We start from the raw sequence: 18194 nt of genomic DNA on the forward strand, positions 1-18194 counted from the left end.
TGGAGGTTGGTGTTATTGCCAACCTAGCTATGGATATTAATTACGAACCTCTTTTCATCATTTTTATTATTGCATGGCTTGTGCCATTATTACTCTCCTGGCTTGAGGTTTCAAAAATTCCTGCGGTAGTGGTAAAAATTGTATTAGGAGTAGTCATTGGACCATACGTATTGGATCTGATGGACGAAACACCCTATATGGATTTTTTAGCACAAACGGGTTTTCTTATCCTCATATTTCTTGCGGGACTTGAAATTGATGTGAACAAGATAATTTCATCATTTCCAAGAAAATTTAGAATGTTTGATATGGTCAGTAATACACTGATCGTAGCGATTATCATCTATTTCTGCTCACTCATACTCTCGCTACCAGTAGCATGGCTTATTAATCAGTTCATAGAAGTTGATATCGTTTTTTATTCATTGATATTACCAACAGTTGCTTTGAGCATCACTGTACCAATTCTTAAATCCGACGGAGAGCTTACAAGACGGTTTGGTCAAATTCTTTTAATGGAAGGGGCTATCGCGACTGTGATGAGTATTATCCTTATATCGATTTATTCTGGCGTTTTAAAGAATGGCTTTGAGGTAGAGTTGCTTTTATTCTCAGTCATATTTTTTGTTTTCATTGTGACCTACATTCTCGGCAAAAAGCTGGTTAAGGTTCGCGTGTTTCAAAAATTGCTGTATAAACTTGAGCACGCAGCTAGCCAAATAAGGGTAAGAGGCGCAGTAGTTCTTTTGCTACTTTTCGTAATCGTCGCTCATCTTATTGATACAGAATATGTGATGGGAGCTTTTTTTGCAGGCACTTTACTTAGCATGTTTGTAAGCAAAGAGCGTTCTGCTTTACTGTTCAAATTGGACGGAATGAGCTATGGTTTTTTCATACCCATATTTTTCATCATGGTTGGGGTAAACCTTGACTTATCCGCATTAAGCAACTTTCAAGAATCCATCCCCTTAATACTTTCACTCATTGTTAGCTTTTTCTTTATCCAGATTATACCCTCGCTTGTAATGACTCGAATTTTCGGGTTGAAAAAAGCTATCGCTGGTGGTGTACTAAATACCGCACGAATGGGCCTCACAATTGCTACTGCGCAGATAGGCCTGTCACTAGGTGTAATCACCACAGCAGATAATGCAGGAATTGTTGCAGCTTCAATTATAGTAAGTCTCATCTCTCCATTAATCTACCAGTTTTTCAGATCAGAAAAAGAAGAACATCATGGCATTTACATTTTAGGAGGTAGTAGGGCGAGTCTTTATTTAGCTGAACGGTTGAATATGCATGATTCCTCGTGTATCACATATTTACAAAACCAAGAAATACTGCCTGAATTCGATCAAAAAGGAATTAGACATGAAAGTGTTGTAAAGCTAGACAATGACTTCCTCAGCACATTGTATTTTAGACCTACGGATCTCGTAATTGTCTTGTCAGAGTCCAGAATATTGAATTTGAATTTGACTAGGTACATCAAAAATGAACTGAATCACAATAAGATCATTACTCGAAAACAATCAGCCGCACATGATCTGATAGACCCTCAGGGAGAGTTAAAAATTGTGGATCATGATGAGGTTTTGGCAAGCCATATTGAGGGAATGGTGACAAGACCTAATTCGGTAGGTACGTTGCAGGAAAGTTTTGGGATGTATCGTGTTGAAGAAATTCAAATCACCAAAAAGGACATCCACCGAAAACTAGTAAAAGAGGTTGCCTTCCCTCCTTCAGGGTCATTGGTAATCCAACGAAGAAAGGATGAAATTTTCATCCCACATGGAGATACGCATTTACTCATTGGAGATGTAATTACCGTCATAGGAAATACGTCAGCCTTAGCTGATTTTAGAAGAACTTTAGAAGGTTAATCACTCCCTACGTATTGCATCCACAGGATCTAGCTTTGAAGCCTTCATTGCTGGATAAGTTCCAAAAATAATTCCTATCAATATTGACACAATCATGATAATCAATAGTGTATCTAGAGTATATGCAGCTTCAAAAGGCATCTTTGTTAGATACTTGACTATAGGTACCGCTATGAAGGTGAAGATGACTCCTAAGATTAATCCAAGAAAACTCCCTATGAAACTGATACTCAAAGACTCTGATAAAAATTGAGCTACAATATCTGCTTTCTTTGCTCCAACAGCCTTTCTAACACCAATTTCAGAAGTTCGCTCCGTAACAGAAATCAACAACACATTCATCACTCCCACACCACCTACGATAACAGAGATACCCACTATTAATCCCATAATGATTCGAAACACCAAGAATCCCTGGTTTGCCTGTTCAACTCTGAATTCATTGGTAAACACACTGAAATCATCTGACTGACCTTTGAAAGTATTTTCCAAGAAAGATTCAACCTCTCCTTTGACTATCGGTACTTGTTCTACAGTAGATGCCTCAATAACGACCATTGGAGGCCTAGACTTTAATTTTTCTTCATCCAAGATAGTGATGGGACAAATTATCTCCAGATTATCTGATGGGGCATCTATGATACCTATGACGTTAAAAGGCTCTCCCTTAAATCGAATAGTATCGTTCAAGATTTCATGCAATGGTTTTTGAGGCTTTAACGCTTCCGCAAGCTCAGATGATACTACCACGTTTTTTGTGCGATTTCTCAGATCTTCTAAGGAAATAAACCTACCAGCTCTTAGTTCTAGTTTATCGCTCCAGGTATCTACCATTCCTGAAAATAGCACCCCCCTTTCTGTTGAATCATTTGTATTGATGAATCCTGACTCTTGATACCTTAGAAATCCTTTAGCATTTTCATCTGAAACTTCATCGAGCATGTTCTTGAATCTTGCATAATTGAAAAATCCATAATCTTCTTTAGAAATTTGAACATTATCAATTCTTTTGGTTGTATTCGTTCGGATGATAACGCTCTCCAAAGAGGTCGTACTTGAAATTTGCTCGTGAGCATATTTCTCCATTCCATCTATCAGAGATAAAATAGCAACTAAAGCTCCAACCCCAATAACCATCCCTAAAACAGATAGCAGTGTATGAAGAAGGTTTTTCCGAGCGTCATTAAATGCAGTCTTAAATAGGTGAGTAATTCGCTTCATTTTTGGTTGACGTCAATTCCACACTAAATGTTACTGATCAATGATTTACTCACCTTAATTATCTTTTTTGTATACTCCGAGATCTTAAAATGATCATCAATTCGGTATCCTACTACCCAAGCAATCTTCTGACCTGATTCCAAGACCAAGACATTTTTTTTTCTGGATAAGGGAGTTTTCTCATCAATCAATAAATCACTGACTTTTTTATGCCCTTTCATTCCCATTGGTTGAAACTTATCCCCCTCTTCCCATTGCCTGATTTTCAAAGGGAGCTTAAATCGATCAGCATCAAAAAAAACTACTCCGGCAGAATCGAACGATACTTCTTCCTCAGCTGCCTCTCCAATTTTAAAGATTGACTCGTAAAAATTGTATTCACCAAACTCATCTATTATCAATTCTTGAATGCTCTGTTCTTTATTCGGATTGATGAACAGCTTAGAACGATCCATGGTGACAATCCAATCATTAACAGGAAAAACCTTACCTGCTCTCCCTTTAGCCTCAAAAATCTCCCTGCATGTAGCATAATTAACACCAAAAGCATTGAGAATTTCTGAGAGGATGACAACATCTTCAGGTTCATTGATCCATTCAAGATTAAGTTCACATGAAAGATCTGATGATTTGAGAAACTCTTTCTTAATATTTTCTACCTGCCTTTTCAATAAATCTTCCGTATATGAAAGTCGCTCTACGGTTGAAAAAAAAGTTTTATGTAGAGATGGATTGACCTTTTCAAGAATTGGAATTACTTCGTGACGAATCAAATTTCGATCATAATTTATCTTTTGATTACTTGAATCTTCTCTCCATTGGATCTTTTGGTTAGAAGCATACGTCAGTAGGTCTTTTCTCTCGGCAAAGAGCAATGGTCTTATAATTTTATTATTTAAAACAGAGATACCAGAAACCCCACTAATTCCCGTTCCTCGGGTAAGGTTTATAAGCACTGTTTCAAGTGAATCATTGAGATGATGCGCTATAGCTACTTTATGATGACCATATTGCTCAGTTAAAGCATTAAACCAGTCATACCTCACCTCTCTTGCTTCAATTTGGATGGACTTACCTTCCAGCTCAAAAGATTCAATAAAGCAGCTAACCTTATGATCCTCAGCCCACTTCCTTACAAATGCCTCATCTGCGTTTGATTCCTCTCCTCTCAATCCAAAATTACAATGGGCAATGTCAAAGTCAATTTCTGCATCAAAAAAGAGGTGAGACATCACCATAGAATCCAGTCCTCCACTGACGGCAAGCAGGACTTTTTCTCCTTTATCAATCAAATGACGAGAAAGAATAAAATCATGGAACTGTTTTTGTAAAGAATGCACAACTTGATAAGTTAATTTTGCCGAATGCGGAAGTTAGTCCAAACCACTTTTGTTTTTTTTATTCTATGCTCTTCCTTGAGTGTTGTCGCTCAAAAGAAAGACCGAATTAAATACAAAGCTCTCGATTTATTTGAATTTCGAAAAAATGGAGAAAAAGTAAGACGATTGATCGGCGATGTTGTTTTTGTTCAGGAAACATCTACTATGTATTGCGATAGTTCTTACTACTATGTCAAAGACAATATTATGGAAGCCTTCGGTCACGTAAAAATCGTGGATGATTCTGTAACGATTACTTCAAACAAGTTGATTTACAATGGACAAGATAGAACTGCTAAGCTTCGTGAAAATGTAGTGTATACAAAAGCAGATCAGCGACTAACTACTGATTTCCTTGATTATAACATGGACACTGAAGTAGGAAACTACTACAATGGAGGTAAACTCAAGGATTCTGTAAATGTGCTTACCAGCAACACTGGCTATTATTATGGGTTACAGAAATATGCACTTTTTTGGACTAATGTAGAGTTGATAGCTCCGGACTACACGCTAAAATCAGATACACTTAGATATAATACAATACCAAAAATTGCCGTATCAGAAGGTAAGACCACCATCATTACGGAGGACGAATCCATTCTTCATTCAGATGGAGGAACTTTCCGAACAAAAATTGATCAGTCGGAATTCAATGATGGCACAGTAGAGACCATAGATTATTACATGGAAGGTGATGAACTCTTTTTTGACGATTTGAAAAAATATTATGACGCTAAAGGAAACGTAAAGCTCACGGCAAAAAATGAGGATATTGTGATCACTGGGGACAAAGGTTATTCTGATAAAAACAATGGAGTCAGTAAGGTTTATGGAAATGCGCTAATGGAACGTTATCTCCAGAATGACACACTTTACCTTGCAGCTGATACTTTGGTGTCTATAGAAAGCGAATACGATTCTGCAAAAAGAATCCTAGCATATCATAATGTAAGGATTTGGAAAAGTAATCTTCAGGGGTTAGCAGATTCTGCATCATATTTTCTAAGCGACTCATTACTTTTTTTCTACGAGGATCCTATCTTCTGGAACCTAAATAATCAACTTGAAGGTGACACAGTCATTATGGAAGTCACTGAAAATGAAATTAAGTCCATGTCATTACTCCAAAATGCATTCCTTGCTACTGAAGATACAGTACAAAATTACAATCAGATCAAAGGCAGAACGATGGAGGCACATTTCAAAGAATCTGAAATAAGTCACATTTTCGTCAATGGGAATGGAGAAAGCATCTACTATGTACTTGATGAAGAAGATCCCAATGATATTATCACAATGGGAATGAATAGAATTCTGTGTAGCAACATGACCATCCGATTTAAAGATGAACAATTGGACAACATCTCTTTTTATATTAAGCCAGAGGCTAGGTTCATCCCACCTCAAGAATTGACTGATGATTTACAAAAATTGGATGGATTTGAGTGGAAAGGTGATCAAAGGCCATCGCTTAGTGACTTAATGATTGATCTACCTATTCTCCTTGAAGAGGATGCAGTACCTGTGAAAATTCCAGACGGAGAAAAAATTGATCTTGAAGGAACCTCTATTAAGAAAGAAAATTTGTTAAAATCTATTAAAGAAGATGGGTAATGGTACGCCCTATGCTTTCGTTTAGTCCATAAGTCTTTAGTTTTGCCGACTATTATAAAATTATGAGGGAAATTCGAATACTTTTCTTGTTGGTAGTAGCTGTAAGTATAGTGGGATGCAGCAAGTTTCGTAAGATTCAAAAAAGTGGAGATTGGAAAGTTAAATATGAAGCTGCTCTCGAATATTACGAAGAAGAGGACTATCATAGAACCATCATTCTTCTAGAAGATATTCTACCTATCATCAGAGGAACGGAAGAAGCTGAATTAGGGAATTTCTATCTGGCTTACAGTTATTTTCATCAAAAGCAATACATCCTGAGCGCACATCATTTTGATGAATTTGTTAAAATATATGGGCGATCCGAATATGTCATGGAAGCAAGCTACATGCATGCGTACTCTTTGTATCTTCAATCTCCTGATTATCAACTTGATCAGACTGTCACTTACGAAGCTGTAGCTGCTATGCAGAATTTCATCAATAAATACTCCAGCTCAGAATATGCACCAGAGGCAGACAGAGTCATTGATGATATGCAGGAAAAGCTTGAAAAGAAAGCTTATGAACAATGTAAGCTTTACTATAAATTAAGGAGATATAAGTCCGCACTAGTTGTCTACGATAATTTTGCAGATGATTTTCCTGATTCCGACTATAACGAAGAAGTGGCTTATTTAAGAATAGAAACTTCTTACGATTTGGCTGAAAAAAGTATTACTTCAAAACAAGAAGAACGGTTCAGAAGCACAATAGATCACTACCTTAATTTTATTGATAAATATCCAAATAGCAAATTTTTAAAAGATGCTGAGAAGTTTTATGCTGAAAGCATCGAAGAAATAACTAGATTTGCCGATTCAAATTAAAAAGACGAAATGCAGCACATTACTTCTTCACTCATCACAAGAGACAATCAGGATATTTTAGAACCTACCGGCAATCTATACGAATCTTTGGTGATCGTTTCTAAAAGAGCAAGGCAAATTAGTGCCAACCAAAAAGAAGAGCTTAATTCCAAGCTTGCTGAGTTTGCTTCTTCGGTAGATAATCTAGAAGAAATTTTTGAAAATAGAGAACAAATCGAAATCTCTAAGTTCTATGAGCGTATGCCAAAGCCTTCGACTTCAGCCGTTGAAGAGTTTTTAAATGGCCAGCTTAATTTCAGATTACCCGAAAAAGAAGTCGAGACTCCTTCTGATTTAACATAAATTAGTCGCCATGCTGGCGGGTAAGAAAATATTATTAGCGGTTTGTGGTTCAATAGCAGCCTACAAAGCCGCTTTTTTTGTGCGTCTTCTTAAAAAAGAAGGAGCAGAAGTAAAGGTCATTATGACCAAAAGTGCACAAGATTTCATAACTCCTCTTACACTTTCTACACTTTCTAAAAATCCCGTTCACTCAGAATACTTTGACAAAAAAAATGGCGAGTGGAACAATCACGTAGAACTAGGAATGTGGGCTGATCTAATGATAATTGCACCTTTGAGTGCAAATACACTCGGTAAAATGGCCAATGGCATTTGTGACAACCTGTTACTTGCAACCTACCTCTCAGCAAAATGCCCGGTAATGGTTGCTCCCGCAATGGATCTAGATATGTATCGGCATCCTACCACCACGGAAAATCTAAATCGACTACAATCTTTTGGCAATGAAATAATCGAAGCACGTGATGGCGAATTAGCCAGCGGGCTTTCTGGGCCTGGTAGAATGGCAGAGCCTGAGGAGTTGATAGATGCAATAAAAAAAAAAGTAATTAATACTCAAGCTCTAGCAGGGAAACAAGTCTTAATATCTTCTGGCCCTACTTTTGAACCAATAGATCCGGTTCGATTTATCGGCAACCACTCTTCAGGAAAGATGGGAACAGCCATTGCAAACGCCTTCAAAGATTCAGGAGCGTCTATAACCATGGTGAGTGGTCCTGCATCACATTTCCCAAATCATGGAGAAGTAATAAAGATAAATTCAGCAAATGAGATGCTGAATGAGATGCAAAAGAGACATGATCAAGCAGATATTGTGATCTTCTCTGCGGCAGTTGCAGACTACCGTCCTGAAAATCCTGTTAAAGAAAAAATCAAAAAGAAGGAAGAGTTACTTGAACTTAGGCTTATCAAAAATCCAGACATTGCCTCTGAGTTGGGAAAGAAAAAGAAAAACCAATTTCATGTTGGGTTTGCATTGGAAACAACCAATGAAGAAACAAACGCCAAAGAGAAACTAAAGAAGAAAAATTTTGATCTAATTGTCCTAAATTCATTAAACGATAAAGGTGCTGGTTTTCAGCAAGACACAAATAGGGTGACCTTTTTTGATAAGAACAATAACCAACAAAAATTTGAGTTGAAGAGTAAGAATGATGTGGCCCGGGATATTGTTGAATACGTAATAAAAACTCTCAAATGAAACTTATTGGACTTGCGTTTCTATTTATTTATTCTGCTTCATTTTCGCAAGAATTAAACTGTCGTGTTATTGTAAATGCTCAACAGGTCCAAACCACTGAGCGTGCTGTTTTCAGGGAGATGGAGACTGAGTTTGCCCAGTTTCTAAATACAACTAAATGGACGAATGATGATTTTGGTGAGGAAGAAGTCATTAATTGTAATTTAGTAATTACTATTTCTGAAATGCCCAGTATTGGTGTGTTTGTTGCTTCCGTACAAGTTCTGGCAAGTCGACCTGCATTTGGGACCAGTTATGAATCAGTGGTGATGAATTTCGCGGACAGAGACTGGCAATTTGAGTATGTTCAATCACAACCCTTAATCTTCAATGAAAATACCTTTACAAATAATATCACCTCATTATTAGCATACTATGCTTATATGGTAATTGGGTTCGATTATGATACGTTTTCAGAACTTGGAGGCACACCTCATTTCCAAAAGGCTTTTCAAATTGTCAATAATGCTCAGCAAACTAGTTTTCCTGGTTGGCAGCAGTTCAACAGTGTTCGGAATAGATATTGGCTAGTGGAAAATGTGCAGAACCCACAATTAGAGCCTGTAAGGAAGGCGCTTTATGCATATCATCGCAACGGACTGGATATTATGGTGGAAGATAGACCGCAAGCTGAGAAAAATATTTTAGGCGCACTATCTGAAATACAAAAAGCAAACCGGGCAAGACCGAGATCCATTCTAACCATTAGCTTCATGGATGCAAAGTCTGGAGAGATTCAGCAAATATTCTCAGAAGCCAATCTTGCTACACGAAGACAGGCATACAACCTACTTAGTAACATTGACCCTTCAAGAACTGACGATTATAAGGCGTTGATTGAGTAGTCTCTAATATCTTTGCTACTCATTCATGATCAAATCACTTCAGATAAAGAACTACGCACTCATTCAGGAGTTGGAGATGTCTCCTTCCCCTCAGCTGAACATAATCACTGGAGAAACGGGGGCAGGTAAATCTATCATGCTTGGTGCTGTCGGCCTTCTTCTTGGGAAGCGTGCAGACACGAAAGTTCTATTAGATGAAAATCAAAAGTGTGTCGTAGAAGGGCTTTTTGATATCTCCTCGTATGCTCTCCAAGAGATATTTGAACGAGAAGATTTGGATCATGAATCCGAATGCGTGATAAGGAGGGAAATAAGTCCATCCGGAAAGTCACGCGCCTTTGTAAATGACACACCCACAAATTTAAGTGTCCTTAAGGCCATTGGAGAGAAACTCATGGATGTACACTCTCAACATGAATCTCTTCAACTAGGAGATAATACCTACCAACTAAATGCATTAGATGCCTTTGCTGCTCACCCTGAATTAATCACTCAATATCGAGAAGTTTTCAAAATCTTTTCCAACGCCAAGAAGCACCTGAACAAGCTTGAATCGTTGGCAACTCAAAGTGCCGAAGATGCTGACTATAAGCAGTTCCTTTTTAGTGAACTAAACGAAGCTCAGTTGGATGGTTTGGATCAGGAAAAACTCGAAAAAGATCTTGAAGTCCTTGAAAATGCCGAAGCTATCAAGCTCAAACTTTCACAAGCTCTCCGCGCTCTAGATGACTCTGAAGCTTCTATCCTACAGCAACTTACCGAATCAAAATCGCTTATAAATACTATTTCATCGTTTTCAAATGAGCTCGAAGAAATAAGTAATCGTCTGGAAAGCAGCTCCATCGAATTAGCTGATGTCTCCAATGAGATGCAACGCATTCAAGATAAAGTTGAACATGACCCTGAAAAAATTCAAGAGCTAAAGGAACGACTGGATCTATTGTTCAGATTGCAGAAAAAGCATAATGTACTTACCGTACAAGAGCTTATTAAACTGAGAGACGAATTAGATCAAAGCTTAAGTCAAGTAGCTAACCTTGATGGAGAAATCACAAAGGCCAAAAAGGAACTCGATGTAGCTGAAAAGTCAATGTTAAAACTTGGAACTAAGCTATCTGAGTCACGAAAATTATCCGCTCTCAATTTTGCCGACGAGATTGAAAAGATCATTCACCAGATAGGAATTGAAAATGGAACGGTAGAGCTAAAAGTAAATCTATCAGAACCTGACTCAGCTGGGCTTGATGTCATAGAAATGCTTTTCAGTGCTAACAAAGGGATCAAACCTCAAGAGTTAAAAGAGGTCGCATCTGGAGGTGAGTTTTCTAGGCTAATCTTTGCAGTCAAATATCTGATCGCTGATAAAACGGCTATGCCCACCATTATTTTTGATGAAATAGATACAGGTGTCTCCGGAGAAGTAGCGCTTCAGATGATTAGAATGATGAAGCACATGTCTAAAAATCATCAAATAATAAGCATTAGTCATCTTCCACAGTTTGCTGCTGGCGGTGACGCACATTATTACGTATACAAAGATCACACTTCCGATAGATCGGTAAGTAGAATTAGAAAACTAGTTGATCAGGATAGAGTAACAGAAATTGCCAAAATGATTGGCGGAGAAAATCCCGGTGCTTCAGCAGTAGAAAGCGCTAAAGAACTGCTTCAATTATGAAGCAAAGCAATAATTCAAGACATAGTCCATTTGAACTTGACTTACACCAGAGAAAGGTTTATTTCAGCGTCTGTTCATACTGAGATATATTTGAATTCTCTTTCAAATAGAATAATCATAAAACACAATGTCAAATAATCTACTTAAAGGAAAAAGAGGAATTATTTCCGGTGCACTTGATCAAAATTCCATTGCCTGGAAAGTGGCAGAAAAAGCACACGAACAAGGTGCCGTATTTACACTTACCAACGCGCCAATCGCTATGCGAATGGGCGAGATCAATAAACTAGGTGAGCAATGTAATGCGGAGATTATTCCGGCAGATGCCACCTCAATGGAAGATCTGGAGAATCTTTTCAACAAGTCAAGCGAGACGCTTGGAGGTAAAATTGATTTTGTTTTACACTCAATCGGGATGAGCCCTAATGTACGTAAGGGGAAAGATTATGGAGATTTGAATTACGATTGGTTTCAAAAAACATTGGATGTATCTGCTTTATCATTTCATAAAATGATGCAAACTGCAGAAAAACTAGACGCAATGAATGAATGGGGATCTATTCTTGGCCTCTCTTACATAGCTGCCCAAAGAACATTTCCTGACTATTCTGATATGGCTCAAGCCAAAGCATTGCTAGAATCCATAGCCAGAAGCTACGGTTACCGTATGGGAAAAGACAAAAAAGTAAGGGTCAATACTATTTCTCAGTCTCCTACAATGACAACTGCAGGATCTGGTGTACCAGGTTTTGATGTGTTTTTCAACTATGCAGACAAAATGTCTCCACTTGGAAATGCTAGCGCTGAAAGCTGTGCAGACTATTGCATCACCATGTTCTCAGACTTGACACGCATGGTAACTATGCAAAATTTGATGCATGATGGAGGATTCTCTTCTTCTGGCATCACAGAATCAATGGTTGAGGAGTTAACGAATAAATAGTTCTCAAGTAGTTATTCTAACTTACCGTGTATCACATTTAATCAGCCAACATATGAAAAAATTATTTTATTTAATCGCGATTGTTCTAGCCTCGTCTACGATGGCACAAGAACTGCAAACTCCTTCAACGAGCTTCTCTCACAAAAAGAAAGCATATTTGACTCTTTCTGATGGTACAGAAATCATTGGAAACATCAATGATATTGATCGCAAGAAAGGAATCATTAAAGCTATAAAAGTAACAGATGGGGCCGGTGAAAAAAGAAAATTATTGCCCGCAGACATTTCTTATATGTATCTACCTCCAAGTGGTTTGGACAAGCTGGGTAATGCTATAAACACAGTCAATAGTGTGCAAAAATGGAAACAATCTAAACTGGATGAAGATCTATTGAATCAAGGACTCGTTTACTTCGAACAAGCAAATGTCAAGATCAAAAAGAAAACCATGACACTACTTGCTCAGTTACTCAACCCTAGCTTCAGTGCCAAAGTAAAAATTTATCATGATCCACTAGCTAAAGAAACCGCATCCCTGGGTGTTGGAGGTCTTAAAGTGACAGGAGGAATCGCAAAATCTTATTATGTACAGAAAGAGGGTGATGTAGCTGCGTTCAAATTTGATAAAGGTGGGTATAAAAAAGAGTTCTCATACTTCTGGAATTGTGACGCATTGGATCAGCAGTTCAGCTCTGGAGAAGAAAAGGCATGGAGAAATCTTGGAAAACATGCTGCTTCTTACACAACAGATTGCGAATAAGAAACAATCGCTTTAAAGTCATTCTTTCAGAATAACTTTTTTAGATTCTAAATCAATGATATCCTTCCCTAATGCCAAAATCAATTTGGGGCTCAACATAGTGAGCAAACGGGAAGATGGATTTCATAACATTAAAAGCTGCTTCTATCCTATCCCATGGCATGATTGCCTAGAGGTGATAGAAGCAGCTTCTTTTTCCTTTCACAGTCATGGGCTAGCCATTCCAGGAGATACCTCTTCCAATCTCTGCATCAAAGCGTATGAGCTAATCAAAAATGATCACGACATACCTCCTGTAGAGATACATCTACTCAAAAACATCCCGATGGGTGCAGGACTCGGTGGCGGTTCTGCCGATGGAGCATTTACGTTGAGAATGCTTAATGATCTTTTTGAACTAGGACTATCCAACTTGCAACTTGAGACTTACGCCCTGAAGCTTGGAAGCGACTGCCCTTTTTTCATACAGAACCAGCCAGCAATCGCGAAAGGTCGTGGAGAACAACTGGATAGAATAAGCCTTGACCTTTCCGATTACCACTTATCCATACACAACCCTGGCATCCATATTTCTACCAAAGAAGCGTATGCCGGAGTGAAACCAAAAGAACCACTTCATTGCATTGAAGATATTGTAGCAAAGCCCATTTCGGCATGGAGAGATCTGCTAGTCAATGATTTTGAAACTTCAATATTTCCTAACCATTCAGAAATCAGTAAACTCAAAGAAGAGATGTATGAAATGGGAGCAATCTATGCTTCTATGACTGGAAGTGGTAGTACAGTGTTCGGGATTTTTGACCACAAAATAGAAAACGCTAAGTGGAATTTTTTTGAATTGTAATCTATTAGTAGTAGCAATAAACGTCTCATAAACCAATATATAAAAACTTATTGTCGGTGTTAAGCAGTTCTGCTAGCTTTATCTTTTATTGCTTAACTCAAGGCATGCGATAGATAGCTGAGTTTCATCTACAATACTCACAGCAACAACGCGTACAAATGGAAATCAACAAAGAAAAAGATCAACTAAGTAAGGATCAAATTGATCAATGTATATCCATTTTAAAAACATTGAATGAAGACACCAACCAAATATTTGAGATTCCAAAAGATCTAAGAATCGAGCTTATTACACAAGCTGGGCGACTATCAAGACCACAAAGAGAAGAATTTAAGAAACGTAAAAAAGACGCAAAAAAAATCCTCAAAAGAAAAGCCGCTGAAAAGGATAAACACGCTCGCAACAAAACAGGAATACGAAGTGCTAGAGAAGCATCTGTTTTTGTTGCTCCCAAAATGATCGCATCAAAAGATAAGGAAGCAAGACCTGCTAATACATCAGTCGCTCCACGTAACTGCTACGTATGCAAGGAGATTTTCACAACACTGCATCACTTTTATGACACCATGTGCACATCATGTGGCGACTTTAATTATGCTAAGCGTTTTCAAACATCAGATCTTACTGGACAAGTTGCTCTGGTTACTGGTTCTCGCCTTAAAATTGGCTATCACATTACCTTAATGATGTTAAGAGCTGGAGCCACGGTAATTGCAACAACAAGATTTCCGGTAGATTCCGCTTTGCGTTATGCCAAAGAAGAAGATTTTGAAACATGGGGTCATCGTCTTAAAATACATGGATTGGATTTAAGACATATTCCCAGCGTAGAAATTTTTTGTAATTACATTGAACACCAATACGACAGGTTGGACGTACTGATTAATAACGCTGCGCAGACGGTCAGACGTCCAGCAGGTTTTTATCAGCATCTATTAGTACAAGAAGAGTGCAATATTTCTGAATTACCACAATCAGTAAAAAAAACCTTATCAGATCATGAAGCTTGTTTACGAGAACTAGGAGCTATCAGCTCTATGAAAGGAGATCAAAACAAGAATCTACCAGTTTCTTGGAATGACAAACAGGTAGGTATTGGCCTCAGCGCCTCTGCAAGATTATCTCAAATCCCATACGCTGTTGATCATTCTTTAGCATCTGAAGAAGTTTTTCCCACGGGTAAAATGGATGCCGACTTGCAACAAGTTGATCTTAGGAAGGTAAATAGCTGGCGATTAAAATTAGGTGAAATTCATACGCATGAAATGCTAGAAGTACAGCTTGTTAATTCTGTTGCTCCTTTTGTATTATGCAATCGCTTAGTTCATCTAATGAAAAAAGAAAACACCGGGATGAAACACATCATCAATGTCTCAGCTATGGAAGGTAAATTTCACAAATTCCATAAAGAAGCTCGCCATCCCCATACAAACATGGCTAAAGCTGCCTTAAACATGATGACTCTTACTTCATCTGCAGAATTTGCGAAATATGGAATATATACCAACGCAGTAGATACCGGATGGGTAACTGACGAGGACCCTATTGAGTTGGCTAAAAAGAAAGAAGAAATTCATGACTTCCAACCTCCTTTAGACATTGTTGACGGAGCTGCCAGAGTTATGGATCCGTTGTTTGATGGGATCAATACAGGGAAACATTGGTGTGGTAAATTCCTAAAAGACTATAGGCCGACTAGTTGGTAATGCTATTTTTTAAGGTCAGCAGATTATTCCCAAATCACTCCCATATTGGAAAAATAATCAAGAGACTCTTCCATGCTATTTCCAGCTGGTGTAAGCATCCGAGGGGTGCTGGTTTCAGTAGTACCGACAATCCCTGCCCACGCACGCCTTGAATCTAAAGATTTCGTTACTTTTAGTGCGGTCGATAACAAAATGCACTTCTCATTTTCTTTAAGATGGAAATACTTGTCTATCTATTTATCATAGCCATAGCTTTTGGGTTTTTCATGGGAAGCTTAATTCTCTACAAGCCATTTTTCAAAAGCGCTACTAACAACTATTTGGCATATGCTATCCTGATCATTTCTATTCTGATGCTAAACATCGTACTCATGGTCGAGGGGGTTTATTATGAGTACGATTTGCTGACCATTTTCTACGACATTGAATGGGTATTTCTATTTCCTGTGTTTCTATTCATATTCGTATTGAAACGAATAGACCACAAGCTAGATGGCAGAAAGGAACTCAAGCTGCTATATCTGCCTTTCATTCTTTCTGTCATTCTCAATACTGTCAATGCTTTGGTACGTGATTTTGAATTATTCGAGATCCAAAATCAAGTGGTGTTAAACATGGGAAGCAGCCTATTCTCTATCGAAAGTTTTTCAGTCTATTTGTTTAATCTATTTATGTCCGGATGGTTATTTTTTATCTTGAAGGATTATAATGGAAAAAAGGATTTAAAATGGCTTTGGCGACTGTGGTGTATGGTACTAATCCTCGTTATAGCCTGGACTACATTTGATTTTCTTGAAAATACTGTCTCCCGAGAATACATGAAGATCTTTACCCCTACCCTGTTAATCGGTATTTCTGTCTTTCTCTTTTGGGTTTCATACAATACAATTTACAAACACAAGCTGACAACTGAAATAGAGGAAATAACCGAACTTCTGAATCAGCCAACCTCTCGACAACCGTTAAGAAAATCATCTTCAGAAAACACTCATTTTAGCAAGTTTGAAAAACTATTTGAAGAAGAACATATATACCGCGATCCAGGGATTACCAGAGAATCTATTGCTGAACGATTAGAGATAAGTCCTGGATACCTCTCACAATTGATTAATTCTCATGCAGATCACAATTTCGCTACCTATATAAACCAGCATAGGATTGATGAAGTAAAGAAAATGCTCCACGATTCAAGATTTGATAGATATAGCATTGAGTCAATAGGACTGGAGGCCGGGTTTTCATCAAAGACCACTTTCTATAAAACCTTCAAGAACCTCACAAGTAAAACACCAAAAGAGTACAAAAATCATCGCAAATAAGTACCGATTTGTTCACTTCTGACAAATCAGGAGGCGCGTTTTTTTCGGAAACCTAGTTTTGGCAAAAAACGATTACTTATGAAATTATTCCACTTCTCTTTTAAGACCATGCTGAAAACTTCAGCAATCGCCTCTTTGATTTTTTTAATGAATTGTAAAGATGATACCAATGCCCCAACTACTTACTGGTATGCTCCTCAAAATGGATACATTTTAGAAGAACAAAAAGACCGTTACACATTGTATGGGACCTCCGCTTCAGGATGTGTCTTAATAGATAATGATGTCAGCCCTAGGAATTACTCAGGAATCCAATTAACAAAAGAAAATGGAGGCCTAATCGCATCGTCCGAATTGCTCACCGGCCATATAGCATTTGATGAGCTATTGACTACCGAAGAGTTTTGTGATGTTGATAACCCAATCATGACTAATGACCCTGTAACTAACTTCAACTATTTCTGGAATATTTTTAACGACTACTACGCCTTCTTTGAATTGAGGAATGTTAATTGGAATGAGTACCGCGAACCTATCAATTCTGTCAATGAAGATAATCTATATGACATTTTAGAGGCCATGATCCTACCCCTCAAGGACGGACATGTAAGTATATCCAATGAATCAGTCAACATACGCTCTGATAAAGAAAACCTGTTGCAGCAAATCAACATGCATCTAGATAACGACATAAAAACCAGAGAGGAACTGATAGAAATTGCAACAGATCGCATCTCGTTTATTAACACACGCTACTTAAATGATCAAACAGATGGGGATTCCAATGGAAACATGGTATGGGGTCTGCTCTCTGCTGATATAGGATACGTCAACATCATTTCTATGCAAGATTATGCTGCTTCTTATGATCAGGAAATTTCGGTTGTTGATGAGTTGATGGGGCGCTTAACTCAAGCGATACAGCAGCACGAGCTCCAAAAGTTAGTGATAGACCTGAGATTCAATACCGGAGGGTACGATGGTGTAGCACTTGAGATCGCCTCCAGGTTCGTAAGCCAATCGGGACCAGTTTTTACAAAAAAATCACGGCTAGAAGATAATTTTACTCACGAGCAAATCATTGAACTGTCTCCGAATGAAGGTTTTCAGTTTAACGGAGACGTAGTTTTACTCACCAGCCCTCTAACTGCCAGTGCTGCTGAGGTATTTACACTGTGCTTAAAGGATCTTTCCAATCTTACCATTGTAGGGCAAAATACGAGTGGCATTTTTTCAGACATCCTCACACACAGGCTACCAAACGGAACCTTTGTGAACTTGTCAAACCAGGTATATGCTGACCCCTCGGGGAAAGTATATGAAGCCATTGGCATAAGCCCGGATAAAGATCACGAAATCCCCTTCCTGAGCAGCGATGATTTTAATAACAATGTTGATAGTGGAATTGAGTGGGCGATGGAGTTATTAAAGTAAGATTTAGTGTATATCTAATCCCAATCTGTGATATTACAGATTGGGGTTAGAATACATGAATCTCTCATTTGTTCCAACTAACAGAAGCATCCACTGTAGCTCCATCATTCTAAA

Annotated in this window: 15 protein-coding genes; 13 read left to right on the plus strand and 2 right to left on the minus strand. The window is 38.1% G+C overall.

The genetic code is table 11. The annotated features are described in order from the left end of the window. Nucleotides 1-29 precede the first annotated feature (29 nt). Nucleotides 30-1883, plus strand: a complete 1854-nt coding sequence (locus ABJQ32_10405) for a cation:proton antiporter (GenBank protein MEP5290053.1) — start codon at nucleotides 30-32, stop codon at nucleotides 1881-1883. Here the strand turns inward: ABJQ32_10405 and ABJQ32_10410 are convergent, their stop codons facing one another. Both ABJQ32_10410 and tilS read right to left on the minus strand, forming a co-directional pair. Beyond that, a complete protein-coding gene (locus tag ABJQ32_10410) occupies nucleotides 1884-3104 on the minus strand; it encodes an ABC transporter permease (protein ID MEP5290054.1) in 1221 nt (406 codons plus the stop codon). Between the two features lie 23 nt (nucleotides 3105-3127). After that, nucleotides 3128-4444, minus strand: coding sequence for a tRNA lysidine(34) synthetase TilS (gene tilS / locus ABJQ32_10415; GenBank protein MEP5290055.1), 1317 nt, complete (start codon nucleotides 4442-4444; stop codon nucleotides 3128-3130). Between the two features lie 24 nt (nucleotides 4445-4468). On the opposite strand from tilS, the gene ABJQ32_10420 reads away from it, so the two are divergent. The 12 genes from ABJQ32_10420 to ABJQ32_10475 all read left to right on the plus strand — a co-directional run bounded on the left by ABJQ32_10420 (nucleotide 4469) and on the right by ABJQ32_10475 (nucleotide 18080). After that, nucleotides 4469-6100, plus strand: coding sequence for an OstA-like protein (locus tag ABJQ32_10420; GenBank protein ID MEP5290056.1), 1632 nt, complete (start codon nucleotides 4469-4471; stop codon nucleotides 6098-6100). 62 nt (nucleotides 6101-6162) lie between these two features. After that, nucleotides 6163-6969 carry an outer membrane protein assembly factor BamD gene (gene bamD / locus ABJQ32_10425; GenBank protein MEP5290057.1) on the plus strand — a complete coding sequence of 269 codons (807 nt, stop codon included), beginning with the start codon at nucleotides 6163-6165 and terminating at the stop codon, nucleotides 6967-6969. A 9-nt stretch (nucleotides 6970-6978) separates the two neighbouring features. Then, nucleotides 6979-7311 (plus strand): DNA-directed RNA polymerase subunit omega, encoded by a 333-nt coding sequence (locus ABJQ32_10430; protein MEP5290058.1) that lies wholly within the window; start codon nucleotides 6979-6981, stop codon nucleotides 7309-7311. 10 nt (nucleotides 7312-7321) lie between these two features. Further along, on the plus strand, nucleotides 7322-8512 hold the full coding sequence (coaBC, locus tag ABJQ32_10435) for a bifunctional phosphopantothenoylcysteine decarboxylase/phosphopantothenate--cysteine ligase CoaBC (GenBank protein MEP5290059.1): 1191 nt from the start codon (nucleotides 7322-7324) through the stop codon (nucleotides 8510-8512). Then, entirely contained in the window at nucleotides 8509-9396 is an 888-nt protein-coding gene (locus ABJQ32_10440) for a DUF4835 family protein (GenBank protein MEP5290060.1), read from the plus strand. Before coaBC ends, ABJQ32_10440 begins: the two co-directional genes overlap by 4 nt. Nucleotides 9397-9421: 25 nt before the next feature. Continuing rightward, the gene (gene recN, locus ABJQ32_10445) at nucleotides 9422-11074 is read left to right on the plus strand and encodes a DNA repair protein RecN (GenBank protein MEP5290061.1); all 1653 of its coding nucleotides are present in this window, start codon (nucleotides 9422-9424) and stop codon (nucleotides 11072-11074) included. 127 nt (nucleotides 11075-11201) lie between these two features. Next, entirely contained in the window at nucleotides 11202-12017 is an 816-nt protein-coding gene (locus ABJQ32_10450) for an SDR family oxidoreductase (GenBank protein MEP5290062.1), read from the plus strand. Nucleotides 12018-12069: 52 nt separating this feature from the next. Further along, a complete protein-coding gene (locus ABJQ32_10455) occupies nucleotides 12070-12777 on the plus strand; it encodes a hypothetical protein (protein MEP5290063.1) in 708 nt (235 codons plus the stop codon). A gap of 55 nt (nucleotides 12778-12832) precedes the next feature. Further along, entirely contained in the window at nucleotides 12833-13621 is a 789-nt protein-coding gene (ispE, locus tag ABJQ32_10460; protein ID MEP5290064.1) for a 4-(cytidine 5'-diphospho)-2-C-methyl-D-erythritol kinase, read from the plus strand. A gap of 158 nt (nucleotides 13622-13779) precedes the next feature. Beyond that, nucleotides 13780-15327, plus strand: coding sequence for an SDR family oxidoreductase (locus ABJQ32_10465; protein MEP5290065.1), 1548 nt, complete (start codon nucleotides 13780-13782; stop codon nucleotides 15325-15327). A 215-nt stretch (nucleotides 15328-15542) separates the two neighbouring features. Next, nucleotides 15543-16646, plus strand: coding sequence for a helix-turn-helix domain-containing protein (locus ABJQ32_10470; GenBank protein ID MEP5290066.1), 1104 nt, complete (start codon nucleotides 15543-15545; stop codon nucleotides 16644-16646). A 78-nt stretch (nucleotides 16647-16724) separates the two neighbouring features. Continuing rightward, nucleotides 16725-18080: a S41 family peptidase gene (locus ABJQ32_10475; GenBank protein ID MEP5290067.1), complete on the plus strand. Its 1356-nt coding sequence runs from the start codon at nucleotides 16725-16727 to the stop codon at nucleotides 18078-18080. Nucleotides 18081-18194: the final 114 nt, after the last annotated feature.

The organism is Marinobacter alexandrii (genome assembly GCA_039984955.1).
GTDB lineage: Bacteria > Bacteroidota > Bacteroidia > Cytophagales > Cyclobacteriaceae > Ekhidna.